Source organism: Pandoraea commovens (assembly GCF_024704525.1).
GTDB lineage: Bacteria > Pseudomonadota > Gammaproteobacteria > Burkholderiales > Burkholderiaceae > Pandoraea > Pandoraea commovens.
Genome location: NZ_CP102780.1, coordinates 4,216,782 through 4,231,823, shown reverse-complemented (window position 1 = coordinate 4,231,823; position 15,042 = coordinate 4,216,782). Strand labels below are relative to the sequence as shown.

Genomic DNA, 15,042 nt, shown 5'->3' with positions numbered 1-15,042 from the left:
TAGCAAAGACGGCCGTTCAGGCCGTCTTCACCCGATAGGTGCAGCGTTGTCCGCCCGCGAGGATGTGCGTCTCGCGCGACACGGTGCCGCGTTCACCGATCAACTCCTGGAACAGTTCCAGTTCCGTGCGACAAAAACCCTGACAGGTCTTGGCCGCCGCGCAGATCGGGCAGTGATCCTCGATCAGCAGCCAGTCGTCGCCATCGCGCTCCACGCGCGCCATGTAGCCTTCCGCTGAGCGAATCTCCGCAAGCTTTTCCATACGCGCCGGTAGGCCGGGGAGCGGGTCGATGGCCTTTTTGTAGCTCGTGCGCGTCTCCGCAGCGCGTTGCGTGATCAGCCGGTCGAGTCCGTCCTCGCCGAACAACTGACGAATCGAGCCGATCAGTTGGATCGTGAGCGTGGAGTGGGCGTCGGGAAAGCGGCTGTGACCGGCTTCGGTGAGCGTCCATGCCTGACGGGGACGTCCCGCACCCCGCGAGGGCATCGTCTCGCCAACAAGCAGACCGTCCGCCACCAGCTTCTGCACCTGCTGACGCGCCGCTTCCGCCGTGATCCCCAACCCCGAGGCGACTTCCGCTGTCGACGCCGGGCCTTGCGTCTTCAACCAATGCAAAACGCGCTCGTGCCCGGCAACCGGGACCACGAGCGGTGCTGCCCTATTATCCAAGTGGTTATTTGGGTAATTCATCGTGAGGCATGTAATATCCAAGAACTTTCTTGCATATTAGTCGCCCGAGAGGTGACTGTCCATCCATGACAACGAGCACGACGAATTCCACGGCGCCGGGCTGGCGCGATTTGTTGAGTGGCAACAACGGCTGGCGGTCGCTGGCGCTCGCGGGCGGGGTCGCGTTGCATGCGACCAACGTGTATGTGGCGACGACGGTGTTGCCGTCCATCGTCAAAGAAATCGGCGGACTGGATCTGTATTCGTGGAACACGACGCTGTTCGTCGTGGCGTCGATCCTCGGCTCGGTCTTCGCGGCCCAGATGCTCTCCACGCTCGGGCCTCGCGTCGCCTATATCGCGGCGCTCGTCGGCTTCAGTGCGGGCACGATCGTGTGCGCAGCTGCGCCGAGCATGCCGTGGATGCTGGCGGGACGCACACTGCAAGGTTTCGGCGGCGGCATTCTGCTTGCATTGAGCTACGCCTTGATCCGCATTGTTTTCGCGCCGCCGTTGTGGTCGCGGGCGATGGGGTTGGTCTCGGGGATGTGGGGCGTCGCAACGCTTTGCGGTCCGGCCGTCGGCGGCGTCTTCGCGCAGTTCGGTCACTGGCGCTGGGCCTTCTGGTCCTTGCTGCCCATTGTGGTGGGACTGGGGCTCATCATCCGCGCGCAGGTCCCGGCCGGACGTGCCGTGAAGGCCGCAGACGGGACCTCGCAAAGCCACGGTGACAACGACGGCGCGCACGCCGTGCCGTGGTTCAAGGTCGTGCTGCTGTGTGCGTCGGCGGTGGCGATTTCGCTCGGCGCGGTCGTGAATTCGCACGTCGTGGCTGCCGGGTGGATGGTGTTCGGCCTCGCGCTCGCGTGGTGGCTAGCTCAGCGAGAGCGCAGCGCGCGCCATGCGTTGCCGCGACTGATGCCCACGGGCGCGTACTCGTTGCGCACGCGTCTGGGCGGACTCTACGCCACGATGAGCCTGCTCGGTCTGGCCATGACGAGCGAGATCTACATCCCCTATTTCCTTCAGACGATTCACGCACAGACGCCGTTCGCTGCGGGCTATCTTGCTGCGCTGATGGCGGCAGGCTGGTCGGTCGGTTCGATGACGAGCGCCAGTCGCCAGGGCGACGCCGCCGAGCGGCGCGTTCGCCTCGGCCCGGTCATCGTCGCCCTGGGGATGTTCGCGCTCGCGTGGTTGCTGCCGCAGGCATCGCTCTTTGACAGCGCCGCAGGGATCACTACGCTCTGCATCGCGTTGTTCGGGGTGGGGATCGGCGTCGGCATCGGCTGGCCGCATTTGCTCACGCGGGTGATGACGGCGGCGCGTCCGGGCGAAGCGGGGCTGGCGTCGGCCTCGATCACCACGGTGCAGTTGTATTCGATGGCGCTCGGCTCTGCGCTCGCGGGACTCGTCGCGAACTCCGCGGGTCTTGCCGACGGCGGACTGCCCGAAATCCAGCGCGCCTCGATCTGGTTGTTTGCGGTATTCGCCCTCGCACCGGCGGGCGCTGCCGTCATCATCCGGCGCGGCAGGACAGCCGCATCCGTTAGCGGACAGAACGGACAAAACGAACAAAACCAACGAGAAGGGCAGGAGGCATCATGATCGATCGAATCACTGCCATGCGTACCTTCGTACGCGTGGCCGAAGTCGGCAGCTTCACGAAGGCGGCGGCGTCGCTCGATATTCCGCGCGCGACGGCAACGACACAGGTGCAGCATCTCGAACGCTGGTTCGGCGTGGCGCTTTTCACGCGCTCCACCCGGCGAGTGGCGCTCACGATGGAAGGTGCGGCGTATTACGAGCGATGCTCGTCGATTCTCGCGGACGTCGAAGAAGTCGAGTCGGGACTGTTCGGCGCGCAGGCGCAGTTGCGCGGACGCCTCGCCGTCGTGCTGCCGCCAGTCATCGCCCGTGAGGTGGTCATGCCGTCGCTCGCTGAGTTTCAGGCGCGTTATCCGGGGCTGGAGATTGCGCTCGACGCGACGCCAGCACACGGGGACTGGCGGGGTGACGGGGTGGATTGCGGCGTTGTGTTGGGGGAGTTGCCGGACTCGCGGCTGGTCGCGCGACATCTGGGCGACCTGCCGCGCGTGACGTGCGCAAGCCGTCGCTATCTCGACCTGCACGGCACGCCGGAGGATCTCGACGGACTGGCGACGCACACGTCGGTCAAATGGCTGTCTGCACCGGCGGAGTCGTTGGCTTCGCTTGCCGCGCCATCGCCGGGATCGTCGGGATCTTCCGGCGAGGGCGGGCAGGGCTTCATGTTGCCGACGCGCTGTGGCGATCTCACGTTGACGGTCGGCGGCAAGGCGACGTGCGTGCGCACGCGCGGACAGTTGCACGTCGGCGACGAAGCGGCCTATCTCGCGGCAGGGCTGGAAGGGTTGGGACTGATTCAGCCGACGCTGCTGGCGGCCGCACCGTATCTGGCGTCGGGGCGGCTGGTGCCGGTGCTGCCGAAGTGTCCGCCACCTGCGTTGCGGCTGTCGGCGGCGTATCCGGCGCAAAAACGCGTGTCGCCGCGTGTGCGCGCGTTCGTTGATTGGCTGGCGTTGATCTGCGAGCCGTTAGGTCATGCGCAGACGGCTGCCAGCGACGTGACAGGAGATGCCGGAACGGTCGGCCCGAAGGCCGACGCGAAAGGTTATGTACCTCTGCCGGTCTTGCCCGAGGGGGCACCGTCCAGCACGCGACGCTCGTTGACGCTGCCCGCGTAGTGATTGCGCTTCTCTTCGTACATCAGCAGATCGGCGCGCTGGATCGCGGCTTCGAGCCGTTCGCCAGCTTCGCACGTCGCCATCCCCATCGAGAACGATAGCGGCGTGCCAGGGTAGAACGAGTTGTTCAGTTCCACGAGCTGACGAATGCTCTCGATCATGGCGGCACCGCCTGTCGCGTCGGTCGACGGCAGCAGCAGCGCGAATTCGTCGCCACCAATGCGGGCTGCGATCTGCGGCGCTGCGACCGCCTTACCCAGCACTTCACCCGCGCGACGCAGCAGCGCGTCGCCAGCGGCGTGACCCAACTGATCGTTCACCGCTTTCAGGCCGTTCAGGTCGGCGACCACCACCGTCACCGGATACGGGCCCTTGCGTTCGAGCCGATTGAGTTCGTCCACATAGAACGAGCGGTTGCGCAGCTTGGTGAGCACGTCGTGCTTGCCGAGGAATTCCAGATACGACTCAGCCTTCTTGCGCGCGGTGATGTCGGTGAGCGCAACGAGCACGAGATCCCAGCGCGATTCGTGACCGGGCAGCACGGCGAATTGCAGATGGACGTTGATCTCGTTGCCGTCGAGCGCGTAGTTCACGACTTCGCGCTGCTGAAAGAGCTTGTTCTCCCACAGGTCGATCAGCTGCTCGCGGAAGTTATGACGCATGTCGTCGCGGAACACGTCGGGCAGACGGCCGAGCAGGGTAGCCTTGTCGGGCGCGACGAACATCGCCAGCGTATGACGGTTCACGTCGAGCACATCGATTTCCTGCATGCAGCGCTCGACGAACTCCGGGTGCACGTCGGTGAACGTGCGGAAGTCGGTGATGCCGCGTGCGCGTGCGTCGTCGAGGAGTAATTTGATCGCGCTGAAATCTTCGACCCACAGCGAGACCGGCGAATACTCGAACAGTCCCCGGGCGTATTGCTCGCCCATGGTGACGCGCTCGCGGGCATGCTCCAGTTCGGTCACGTTCTCCAGCGAGATCAGCACGCGGTCGAGCGTGGCTTCATGACCGGGCAGGACGGCGCCGTTCAGCAATACATCCAGGCGACGGCCATCGAGCGTGTAGTTGACCGTCTTGCTCGTGAATTGGGTGTCGCCGTCCCACAACTGGCAAAGCTCTTCGATGTGCGTCTTGAGCATGTCGTCGCGGAACACACGCGACAGGTTGGCGACGAGTTCATCGAGCGTGGGCGCGTTGAACATCGTCAGGGTCCGACGATTGACCTTGATGACGCGAATGCGTTGGGAGCACTGCGAGACGTGCGCCGGATCGGCTTTGAAGTGTGCGCGCAGATCGACCACGCCCTGTGCACGCCATTCGTCGAACAATCGCTTCACACCGCTGAAGTCTTCGAGCCACAGAGAGACGGGCGCGAGGTCGAACATCAGGGCGTCGTCGGTGACGCTGGCCGCCGCGTTGGTCACAGCTGTCCCGGCGGTGGCGGATGTCGCGTTAGGCGAATTAGCTGAGGGTAAGGCGGGCATGGCGTCCGGCATTTGGCACCTGATCTGTTATGTCTGTTTTAGCCCGCCATTTTACGTTCAAACGATTTGCAAGCTGTCCTGACTTCGTGCGATTTCGCGTTGCGTCGAATTACAGCAGCGGCGCACCGGTATCGCGTTTGACTTCGCGCAGGGAAAGCATCGACTCGATGGACGACACGCCGGGCAGGGCGCGCAACACATCGCGGGTGAAACTGCCGTAATCGTCGAGGTCGGTGGCGACCACGCCGAGCAGATAGTCGGCGCTGCCGGAGATGTTGTGGCACGAGACGATACGGTCGATGGCCTGCACTTCCCGCTCGAACTGTTCGGACAGGGCACGATCGTGCACCGCGAAGCGCACGTGGACGAAAGCGGTCACGCCGAGGCCCAGCGCGCGGTGCGAGAGTTCGGCGCGGTAGCCGGTGATGTAGCCCTCGGCTTCGAGACGCTTGAGGCGTCGTGCGCACGGCGTTTCCGAAAGCGATACACGCTCGGCAAGGCGGGCGTTGGAAATGCGGCCATCGCGTTGGACGATGGCGAGAATCGCCCGATCGATCGCGTCGAGTTCGTTCATTGTGGGTATCCCGCTACAAAATCTGCTGCAAAGATGGCATTCCACCACGATATGGAAGGAGGGGAAAGTGTTTCCCTCGTCCGTTTGGCTTAAGCCGATTGGTAGGGGGATAAAAGCGAGGTTGGTGTTTTTTGTCGATGATGAACAAATGGTGGAGCAATGCACCAATAAATGAAGTTGTAGTGGGTGGAAAACGCCATATATCGCTCATGAAATGGCGAGATCATGGAGCTCATTTTCGTCCGCTTTCATTCATTGGGGAAAAGCATGGTCTCGCCGCAGTTGCTCACCGTATTCATTGGCGCGCTGGTTGTCGTCTACGCGCTGCCCGGCCCCGACATGGCGGTGGTGATGCAAACGAGCATGACGCGCGGCACGCGACACGGACTGGCCACGGCCGCCGGTCTCGCGCTGGCGCGTGCCGCTCACGTGACGCTCTCGGCCTGTGGCGTAGCGGCGCTGCTGCGCGCAGCGCCCTGGCTGTTCGAGGCGGTGCGCATTGTTGGCGCTATCTACCTGGCATGGGTGGCTATTCAGATCTGGCGCTCGCCAGCTTTCGGGGTGCAGGCCGTGGCCGCCGCAGACGATGCCGCGCCGCCGCTCTCCCATGCGTTTCGCCGTGGCGTGCTGTCGAGCGTGCTCAACCCGAAGGCGCTGCTGTTCTGTTCGGTACTCCTGCCGCAGTTCGTCCGCCCCGAAGCAGGCCCGGTGTGGACGCAAGTGCTCCAACTCGGCGTGTTGCTGCTGATCGTCGGGGCGATGTTCGACGTCGCACTCTCGTTCGGTGCGGCACGCATCGCGAACTGGCTGCGCACCCGGCCGTTTGCGCAAAAAGTACAACGCTGGTCGTTCGGGGCGGCGCTCATGGCATTCGCCGTACGTCTGTCGCTCGACTGAAAAGCCGGGCACAATACATCTCCCCTACATCACCTTCCAGCGGCTGCACCAAATGAGTGCATTTCGCTGCGACACCGCAAATTGTGGTGCGACACAACGTCGCACCCATTGAATTCCCAGAACCTTCCCGCATTGCTGCATTGCACAGCGTTTACCGTCAAAAAGGTGCCGATCTGCTCGGAAATCGTCGCGCGCGTACGCGTGAGGGCCGCGCGACACATTGTCGCGCAGGCGGGTGTGCGATGTCCGGCCTAATTAAACTTCGGCATAATGCCGCACCGTGATGGAAGTAAAAGACAAGAAGTCGGACAGTGACTTGAGGTCTGCGGGCGGCAATCCGCCCCGGTTCACGTCTTTTCGATGACACAGTCGTCGTAGTTCGACCGGTGCAATACCGGCGAGACGACTGCTCCCGTCCCACCTAACCCTTGCCAACCTCCTGCGACCCTGCATCAGGCCGGTAAGCCCGTGTTGCGCCGTTCGCTGGCCAACTCAACCCTGTCGTGTGACATGAAGAAACACAGAAACCCGCGATTGTTTAGGCTGCTCGCCTTGTGCTCGCCGCTGCTTTTGGCAGGCTGCGACATGACGCTGCTCGACCCTAAGGGGCAGATCGGAATTGAGAACAAGAACCTGATCCTCACGGCCACCTGGCTGATGCTGATCGTGGTCATTCCGGTCATTCTGATGACGCTGTGGTTCGCGTGGAAGTACCGCGCAACCAACAAGACGGCACGCTATGAGCCGAATTGGTCGCACTCGACGGCCATTGAGGTCGTGGTCTGGCTCGTGCCGATCATCATCATTGCGATCCTCGCGCGCATCACCTGGGTCTCCACCCACGAACTCGATCCGTACAAGCCGCTGGAAAGCGACGTGAAGCCGATTACGGTCGAAGTGGTGGCGTTGAACTACAAGTGGCTGTTCATCTACCCGGAACAGGGCATTGCGTCGATCAACGAACTGGCCGTTCCTGTCGATGTCCCGGTGAATTTCAAGATCACCTCGGAATCGATCATGAACTCGTTCTTCATTCCGCAATTGGGTAGCCAGGTCTACTCGATGGCCGGTATGGAAACGAAGCTGCACCTGATCGCCAACCACGTCGGCACGTACGACGGGATTTCGGCGAACTACAGCGGCGGCGGCTTCTCGGGCATGCGTTTCAAGACGCTGGCGATGACGGACGGCGACTTCCAGCAATGGGTCACGAAGGTGCGCGAGTCGAAGAAGGTGCTCGACCGCGACGCCTACGCCTCGCTGGTGCCGATGAGCGAGAACACGCCGGTCACGTACTACAGCTCGGTCGACGCAAAGATGTTCCAGTCGATCGTGCACGCCCCGATGGCATCGGGCATGGCTGCGCAGCATGAAGGCCATGAAAATCACGGTGCCATGGAAATGAAGGGCATGGACATGAAGATGGAAATGAAGGGCGCGGGCACCGACGCCGCAATGGCTCCGGCCGCTGCAGCCAACGTGCAAGGCCAGTCGATGACCATGGCCATGGACGCCGGCGCGCACGCGATGCACGCTGCCGGTCCGGCTGCGCACGCGCATAAGGAGTAATCAACAATGTCAGCACTGTTTGGCAAACTGACTCTCGAAGCCATCCCGTACCACGAGCCGATCATCGTCGGCGCGGTCGGCATGATGGTGCTGGGCGGGTTGGGCATTTTTGCCCTGCTCACCTACTTCGGTAAGTGGAAGTACCTTTGGAGCGAGTGGGTCACGTCCGTCGATCACAAGAAGATCGGCGTGATGTACGTGCTCGTCGCGCTCGTCATGCTGTTGCGCGGCTTTGCCGACGCCATGATGATGCGTACCCAGTTGGCGCTCGCGCACAACTCGCCCGGCATTCTCCCGCCGGATCACTACGACCAGATCTTCACCGCCCACGGCGTGATCATGATCTTCTTCGTGGCGATGCCTTTCATGACGGGTCTCGTGAACCTCGTGGTGCCGCTGCAAATCGGCGCGCGCGACGTGGCGTTCCCGTTCCTGAACACGCTGTCGTTCTGGCTGTTTGCCGCTGGCGCCGTGCTGGTGAACCTGTCGCTGGGCGTGGGTGAATTCGCACGTACGGGCTGGCTGGCTTACCCGCCGCTTTCGGGCATTCAGTACAGCCCGGGCGTGGGGGTGGATTACTACATCTGGGCCTTGCAGATTTCAGGTCTGGGGACGTTGCTCACGGGTGTGAACTTCGTCGTCACGATTCTGAAGATGCGCGCACCGGGCATGAACCTGATGAAGATGCCGATCTTCACGTGGACGTCCCTGTGCACGATGGTGCTGGTGTGCGCTGCGTTCCCGGTCCTCACCGTGACGCTGGGCCTGCTTTCGCTGGATCGCTACCTCGACTTCCATTTCTTCACGAATGAGTTGGGCGGCAATCCGATGATGTACATCAACCTGATCTGGATCTGGGGTCACCCTGAGGTGTACATCCTGATCTTGCCGGCGTTCGGTATCTTCTCGGAAATCATCTCGACGTTCTCGGGCAAGAAGCTGTTCGGCTACAAGTCGATGGTGTACGCCACGGCCGCGATCATGGTGCTGTCGTTCCTCGTGTGGGCGCACCACTTCTTCACGATGGGTTCGGGCGCAAGCGTGAACGCGTTCTTCGGTATCGCGACGATGATCATCTCGATCCCGACCGGCGTGAAGATCTTCAACTGGCTGTTCACGATGTACCGTGGTCGCGTGCAAATGACGACGCCGGTGCTGTGGACGCTGGGCTTCATCGTCACGTTCGTGATCGGTGGTATGACGGGCGTGCTGCTGGCTGTGCCGGGCGCTGACTTCGTGCTGCACAACTCGCTGTTCCTGATTGCTCACTTCCACAACGTGATCATCGGTGGCGTGCTGTTCGGTTACATCGCCGGTATGAACTACTGGTTCCCGAAGGCCTTTGGCTTCAAGCTCGACGAGCGTCTGGGCAAGGCAAGCTTCTGGTGCTGGCTGATCGGCTTCTACCTCGCATTCATGCCGCTGTACGTGCTCGGCCTGATGGGCATGACCCGTCGTCTGAACCACTACGACAATCCGGCATGGCAGCCGTGGCTGATCGCGGCCCTCATCGGTGCACTGTTCATCGCCGCAGGTATTGGCTTCCAGGTACTGCAACTGGTCGTGTCGATCAAGAACCGCAAGGCGCTGGCCGACACCACGGGTGACCCCTGGAATGGCCGTACGCTGGAGTGGATGACGTCGTCGCCGCCGCAGTTCTACAACTTTGCCGAAGAGCCGCGCGTGCATGACATCGACGAGCTGGCTTACCGCAAGGAACACGGCATCAAGAGCGATCTGAAGACGAGCTACGCCCCGATTCACATGCCGAAGAACACCGGCGCCGGTTTCATCATCAGTGCGTTCTCGCTGGTGTTCGGTTTCGCCGCCATCTGGCACATCTGGTGGCTGGCTATCGTTGGCTTCGTGGGCATGATCGTGACGTTCATCTGCCGCAGCAACAACGATTCGATCGACTACTACGTGCAGTCGCCGGAAGTGGTGGCCATTGAATCGGCTCACCATCAGGCACTGGCCGCAGCAGCAAAGGCTTAATCATGACGAGCGAAGTTCTCAAACACACGGGCGCGCATGCCGATGCGCATGCGCACGACCACGCGCACCACGACACCGGCGGCAACACGATCTTCGGTTTCTGGGTGTACCTGATGACCGACTTGGTGCTGTTCGCCAGCTTGTTCGCCACCTTCGCGGTGCTGCGTGACTCGACGGCGGGCGGCCCCACGGGCAAGGAACTGTTCGACCTGAAGTTCGTTCTGGTCGAAACGTTCATCCTGCTGTTCTCGTCGATCACGTATGGCTTCGCCATGATCGGCCTGCACAACGGCAAGAAGGGCGCCACGATGGGCTGGCTGGCCATCACGTGGCTGCTGGGCGCAGGCTTTATCGCGATGGAACTCTATGAATTCCATCACCTGATCCTCGAAGGCGCAGGTCCGAACCGTAGCGGCTTCCTGTCGTCGTTCTTCGCACTGGTGGCAACCCACGGTCTGCACGTGGCCTCGGGCCTGCTGTGGATGGCCGTGCTGATGTTCCAGATCGCCAAGAAGGGCCTGACGTCGACCAACACGACGCGTCTGCAGTGCCTCTCGCTGTTCTGGCACTTCTTGGACGTGGTCTGGATCGGCGTGTTCACGGTCGTGTACCTGATGGGAGCGATGTAATGAGCAATAGCAAATCGGTGCAATCGCACGGCCACGAAGCTGGCCACAACGCAGCCGGTGGTAGCCACGGTAGCGTGAAGTCGTACCTGATCGGCTTCGTGCTCGCCGTGATCCTGACGGTCATTCCGTTCAAGCTGGTGATGGACGGCACGATGCCCCCCTCAACGGTGCTCCCGCTGATTCTCGGCGCAGCGCTGATCCAGATCATCGTCCACCTGATCTACTTCCTGCACATGGACCGCTCGTCGGAACAGCGCTGGAATGTGATGGCGTTCCTGTTCACCGTGCTGATCGTCGCCATCGTGCTCGTCGGCTCGCTGTGGATCATGCACAACGCCAACTCGCTGATGATGCCGGGGATGTAAGTCCCGGAACTTGCCGGTAGTCTTCGGTAAGTGCTAAAGGCGGCTTCGGGTTATACCGAGCCGCCTTTTTCTATTTTTGGCTTCCGTAGTACGCAAAAAGGGCAATTCGACTAATCGAATTGCCCTTTTTGCCCACACGCTATCTGTCCGTCGACACCGCCCGCCATTCCTTCCCCTCCACCCTTGACCCACCCCCGAACCCGCGGCGCTTGCCGGTATCCTGACTCCGCTCCACCTGAAAGTCGCTCCGTCAGGACACCGACAATCACCGCTCATATTTCCTGTGCGGTTATCGCCGTCTATCCTCTCTACGCTCTCGAATTGGGACGCCTGCCCCTACACCGGGCATCGGCCTGCGTTGAAACACTATCCCCGCCCTGTTTGGGGTGTGCTCTCGCTAGTACGTGCCGACAACTTCCCATCGTGCACTCGCGCCTGGCGTAAACGGAAAGGTGGCGGTTGGTAACGATAAGTGCGGTATCTCATGAAGGCCAAAATGAAGACTCCTTCACCGAAACAGGAGATTCACGATGGACCCGATAAAGCATGCTGATATCCCACCCACAATTCATCGCCAACCGCCGAGCAATGCGTCCGCCCCGATGGGCTCGACGCCTGCGTTTCACTCAGACCTGAGTGCCACCGTGCAGCGGAGCACTGCTGCTTCAGTATCGGCATATCAATCGCCTCCGCTCGACTCGGCATCCTTTGATATTACCTACAACATTTTGGGGGAGGGCGAGGGTGGGCCAAAGATTGGTCCTCGCACTTGAACGCGACAAACGAATCCGACGCCCATACCGTAAGAAAGCTCGGAGAGTTGATCAACCGAGTTCAGAACTACGGGCAGTACTCGTCAGATGACGAATATACGTTGGGATCGGTATCGATTTGCCATGCTTTGACAGAGCTCACTTGTGAGAGTGGAATGATGCCAACGGATATCGGTGATGTGCCTTTCGACGGATTGATCGTTCCCGAACACAGGCGGTTAGCTGCATTGACGGCAATCCTCCGAGATCCAAACCATACACCCGAGTCCGCTAGCGATGTGGCACGCCTCGTTTTCAAGTGGAACTACGGTCTCTGTGCCTTCCCGGTGCAAGACAGGGAATCGGCGAGGGCCCTACTGGCCGAGTTCAACAATTATCTCGGCTAAAGCAGCAGAATCTGCAGGAAGCCGGTTGAGGCGAGTGCTCGCCTCAACCGTAGACGCTCTCACCCATGCGGCGGCTTGTCGTCCGGCGGCGTATCCGAGGTCGGTGCGGCCAGAATCACCCCCGGTCGCACCGGCAGGTCCGGACGAATGCCCAGCAACGGCAACGCCTGCGACGCAATCTCGGCAAACGCCGGACCCGCCGCCTGACCACCAAAGTGCTGCGATGCCTTCGGCTCATCCACCGACACCGCAATCACCAAACGCGGTGCCGACAACGGCGCTATCCCCACGAACGACGCCCGATACTTCGAATGGTCGTAACCGTGCGCGCCCGCCTTGTATGCCGTCCCCGTCTTGCCGCCGATGCTGTATCCCGCGACCTGCGCCGTCGTTGCCGTCCCGCCCGTATCGACCACAGCCGCCAACATCTTGCGCATCTCAGATGCGGTATGTGCATCGATTACCCGCACACCCTCGGGCTGCACCGGTGTGTCCGGCTTGATGATAGAGATGGGGACCATCACGCCATCGTTCGCGAAGATCGTGTACGCACGGGCCAACTGAAACAGCGACGCTGAAATCCCGTAGCCGTATGCCATCGTCGCCTGCTCGATCCGTCGCCACGATTTGTACGGACGCAGTCGGCCCGACACAGCACCCGGGAACCCCAGCTTCGGCTGCTGGCCCAGACCAATCTCGGTGAACATGTCCCACATCTCTTCCGCCCGCAACATCGTCGACACCTTCGTCATACCAATGTTGCTCGACTTCTGAATGACGCCCGCCGCCGTCAGCGTGCCGTTCGCACTGTCGTCGCTGATCGTCGCCCCCTCGAACACATAACGGCCCGGGCCGGTGTCGATGAGCGTCGTCGGCGTCAGACGATGCAGATCCAACGCCAGCGCCATCGTGAACGGCTTGAGAATCGAACCCGGCTCGAAGACATCGGTGAACACGCGGTTGCGCAACTGCTCACCCGTCAGATGCGCGCGGTCGTTCGGGTTGTATGTCGGCAAATTGGCCAGTGCCAGCACCTGTCCCGTCTTGGCATCGATGACCACTGCCATCGCTGCCTTCGCGCCCGTACGATCCAGCGCATTCTTCAACGCCTCATAAGCGATGTACTGCACGCGGGTGTCAAGCGTCAGACGAATGTCCTTGCCGTCACGCGGCGGACTGGAGTCGTCGAGATCCTGAATGGTTCGGCCGATGCGATCCTTGATCACGCGCCGCACGCCAGCCGCACCTTCGAGCAGTGGCTCCTCGCCCAGCTCCATGCCTTCCTGACCCTTGTCCTCGACATTGGTAAAGCCGACCACGTGCGCGGCCACTTCGCCCTCGGGGTAGAAACGCTTGTATTCGCTACTCTCGTAGACGCCAGGAATGCCCAGCGCTTCGACCTGCTTGCCGATCTCAGGCGACACCTGACGCTTTACATAGACGAACTTTTTCTCGCCGATGAGCTTGGTGCGCAGTTCTTTTGCGGGGATGTCGAGCAGCTTGCTGGCCTTCTGGATGTCGCTGTCGGAAAGGTCGTCCGGCACTTCAGTCGGGACGGCCCAGATGGTGCGCATCGGCAAACTGGTCGCGAGCACACGGCCGTCGCGATCTTCGATCTTGCCCCGCACACCCGGCATGACGATGGCGTGCTCGTAACGCTTTTCACCCTGCGCGATGTAGAAACTGTTGCCCGGCCCGGCAATCCAGAAGGCCCGGACGACCAACCCGATGAAGGCGATCGTGATGACAATGACGACGAATTTGGAGCGCCACAACGACATGCGCGATTGCAAAACAGGACTGGCGGCGAACGTGACGTCCTTGGGCTGGCGATTCTTTTGCATGGCGCTCGCGGGGCGAATGAGAGGCTGGTTACAGCAATTAGCAGCAATGAGCCAGTCAACCAACTATGGCTCAGATTCTAGGCGAGATAGCGTAGCATGCAAGCGACTGTTGCAATAGCGCAAAAGCCCCGTCAGACGGGGCTTTCAGGGTTATTTTGGAGGCTTTCGACACGACATTTTGCATGGGTGTCGGCAGGTGAAACCAGAGGCGAATTTTCGTTCGGTTTGGCGTGCCGGTCAGCGCGAGTCTTAAGGCGCTTGTTAGGGCGCTTGTTGCGGCACTATTTCCCCGCGTCGAACCGCACGTCGCCGTACCACGCATGCGCCGTCGCATGCGTGTTGTCGCTGTCGGTGAAAATGCCGTAACCCAGCAACTTGCCCGGCTTCTCTTTATAGACGCGTTCGTAATCGGCCGCGACGTTACGCGAGAACGTCTGCCATTTGCCGAGCGACGCGTCGCCACCCGCTACGACCAGCATCTGCACCCTGTCGGTGTGCGGGTTCTGGATGACGCCGCCCACCGGCGCGTCGTTGGACCAGATGTACATGAGCGTGGCGTACGGCAAGTCTTCGCCGCCCGCCTTGGCCAGCGTCATGGTCGCACGGTCCCCGAAAGACAGCGACGACTTGTCGCCGTCGAAGAAGAACACGAGCCGCGCCGGTGAATCCTCCTTGTCGCTCACCCGGTTATCCGCCCCAGGAATGACCCTGTCGACCTTCCATCGCCATGCGACGACCGGCGTGGCGTTCAGATCGACGCCGTCACCCTTGGCCATGAGTGCCGACGCCGAATCGGTGGAGTTCGCTTCAATGACGCTGCGCTTGCCGTCGGCCACCACGGTATAGGTGGTGAGCTTCTTGCCGCTCACGACAGGCAGATTCTTCCAGCCCTCTGGTAGCGCGCTACCCGGGCTGGCTTTCGAGAAAGGGACGGCTGCCGCGCCGCTACCGGAGGCTGCGTCGGCCGAAACGGCGTTGGGAACATAGGCCAGCACGGCGAGCCACGCGAGGGCCGCAGCCAACGCCACCCCCGTCACGCGACGGGGCGGCGGGTGGAGGGCTTGCGTGGAACGTGAGACGTGCGGCGAACGAAGCGTGGAGACAATGCGTTGCATGGCGAACGACTCC

12 protein-coding genes are annotated in these 15,042 nt (G+C 61.6%); 7 read left to right on the top strand and 5 right to left on the bottom strand.

The annotated features are described in order from the left end of the window. Nucleotides 1–16 precede the first annotated feature (16 nt). Nucleotides 17–616: a helix-turn-helix transcriptional regulator gene (locus NTU39_RS19020; protein ID WP_308340584.1), complete on the bottom strand. Its 600-nt coding sequence runs from the start codon at nt 614–616 to the stop codon at nt 17–19. A 140-nt stretch (nt 617–756) separates the two neighbouring features. Between NTU39_RS19020 and NTU39_RS19015 the strand changes: the two genes are divergently transcribed. After that, a complete protein-coding gene (locus NTU39_RS19015; protein WP_150666060.1) occupies nt 757–2,277 on the top strand; it encodes an MFS transporter in 1,521 nt (506 codons plus the stop codon). Beyond that, a complete protein-coding gene (locus NTU39_RS19010) occupies nt 2,274–3,395 on the top strand; it encodes a LysR family transcriptional regulator (RefSeq protein ID WP_257958297.1) in 1,122 nt (373 codons plus the stop codon). The genes NTU39_RS19015 and NTU39_RS19010 overlap by 4 nt, the downstream gene beginning before the upstream one ends. Here the strand turns inward: NTU39_RS19010 and NTU39_RS19005 are convergent. Continuing rightward, entirely contained in the window at nt 3,323–4,783 is a 1,461-nt protein-coding gene (locus NTU39_RS19005) for a sensor domain-containing diguanylate cyclase (protein ID WP_150666132.1), read from the bottom strand. The two genes, NTU39_RS19010 and NTU39_RS19005, sit on opposite strands and share 73 nt — an antisense overlap. Nucleotides 4,784–4,991: 208 nt before the next feature. Next, the gene (locus NTU39_RS19000) at nt 4,992–5,456 is read right to left on the bottom strand and encodes an Lrp/AsnC family transcriptional regulator (protein ID WP_039396907.1); all 465 of its coding nucleotides are present in this window, start codon (nt 5,454–5,456) and stop codon (nt 4,992–4,994) included. A gap of 267 nt (nt 5,457–5,723) precedes the next feature. Here NTU39_RS19000 and NTU39_RS18995 point away from each other — a divergent pair, with 267 nt between their 5' ends. The 5 genes from NTU39_RS18995 to NTU39_RS18975 all read left to right on the top strand — a co-directional run bounded on the left by NTU39_RS18995 (nt 5,724) and on the right by NTU39_RS18975 (nt 10,911). Next, a complete protein-coding gene (locus NTU39_RS18995; protein WP_257960107.1) occupies nt 5,724–6,353 on the top strand; it encodes a LysE family translocator in 630 nt (209 codons plus the stop codon). Nucleotides 6,354–6,863: 510 nt separating this feature from the next. Further along, nucleotides 6,864–7,922 carry a ubiquinol oxidase subunit II gene (cyoA, locus tag NTU39_RS18990; RefSeq protein WP_150666062.1) on the top strand — a complete coding sequence of 353 codons (1,059 nt, stop codon included), beginning with the start codon at nt 6,864–6,866 and terminating at the stop codon, nt 7,920–7,922. A gap of 15 nt (nt 7,923–7,937) precedes the next feature. Further along, the gene (gene cyoB / locus NTU39_RS18985; RefSeq protein ID WP_150666134.1) at nt 7,938–9,917 is read left to right on the top strand and encodes a cytochrome o ubiquinol oxidase subunit I; all 1,980 of its coding nucleotides are present in this window, start codon (nt 7,938–7,940) and stop codon (nt 9,915–9,917) included. Nucleotides 9,918–9,919: 2 nt separating this feature from the next. Next, entirely contained in the window at nt 9,920–10,546 is a 627-nt protein-coding gene (locus tag NTU39_RS18980) for a cytochrome o ubiquinol oxidase subunit III (protein ID WP_150577092.1), read from the top strand. Next, complete coding sequence (locus NTU39_RS18975; RefSeq protein WP_150577091.1) at nt 10,546–10,911, top strand: cytochrome o ubiquinol oxidase subunit IV; 366 nt, start codon at nt 10,546–10,548, stop codon at nt 10,909–10,911. The genes NTU39_RS18980 and NTU39_RS18975 overlap by 1 nt, the downstream gene beginning before the upstream one ends. A gap of 1,218 nt (nt 10,912–12,129) precedes the next feature. On the opposite strand, the gene NTU39_RS18970 is transcribed toward NTU39_RS18975, so the two are convergent. After that, entirely contained in the window at nt 12,130–13,914 is a 1,785-nt protein-coding gene (locus tag NTU39_RS18970) for a peptidoglycan D,D-transpeptidase FtsI family protein (protein WP_150666064.1), read from the bottom strand. A 281-nt stretch (nt 13,915–14,195) separates the two neighbouring features. Next, on the bottom strand, nt 14,196–15,029 hold the full coding sequence (locus NTU39_RS18965; RefSeq protein ID WP_257958296.1) for a DUF3047 domain-containing protein: 834 nt from the start codon (nt 15,027–15,029) through the stop codon (nt 14,196–14,198). Nucleotides 15,030–15,042: the final 13 nt, after the last annotated feature.

Bases quoted from the DNA above. Each gene is read 5' to 3' on its own strand.
- NTU39_RS18965 (WP_257958296.1), bottom strand. From the start codon at position 15,029: ATGCAACGCATTGTCTCCACGCTTCGTTCGCCGCACGTCTCACGTTCC.
- NTU39_RS18975 (WP_150577091.1), top strand. From the start codon at position 10,546: ATGAGCAATAGCAAATCGGTGCAATCGCACGGCCACGAAGCTGGCCAC.
- NTU39_RS19000 (WP_039396907.1), bottom strand. From the start codon at position 5,456: ATGAACGAACTCGACGCGATCGATCGGGCGATTCTCGCCATCGTCCAA.
- cyoA (WP_150666062.1), top strand. From the start codon at position 6,864: ATGAAGAAACACAGAAACCCGCGATTGTTTAGGCTGCTCGCCTTGTGC.
- NTU39_RS18970 (WP_150666064.1), bottom strand. From the start codon at position 13,914: ATGCAAAAGAATCGCCAGCCCAAGGACGTCACGTTCGCCGCCAGTCCT.
- NTU39_RS19015 (WP_150666060.1), top strand. From the start codon at position 757: ATGACAACGAGCACGACGAATTCCACGGCGCCGGGCTGGCGCGATTTG.
- NTU39_RS19010 (WP_257958297.1), top strand. From the start codon at position 2,274: ATGATCGATCGAATCACTGCCATGCGTACCTTCGTACGCGTGGCCGAA.
- NTU39_RS18995 (WP_257960107.1), top strand. From the start codon at position 5,724: ATGGTCTCGCCGCAGTTGCTCACCGTATTCATTGGCGCGCTGGTTGTC.
- NTU39_RS18980 (WP_150577092.1), top strand. From the start codon at position 9,920: ATGACGAGCGAAGTTCTCAAACACACGGGCGCGCATGCCGATGCGCAT.
- NTU39_RS19005 (WP_150666132.1), bottom strand. From the start codon at position 4,783: ATGTTCGACCTCGCGCCCGTCTCTCTGTGGCTCGAAGACTTCAGCGGT.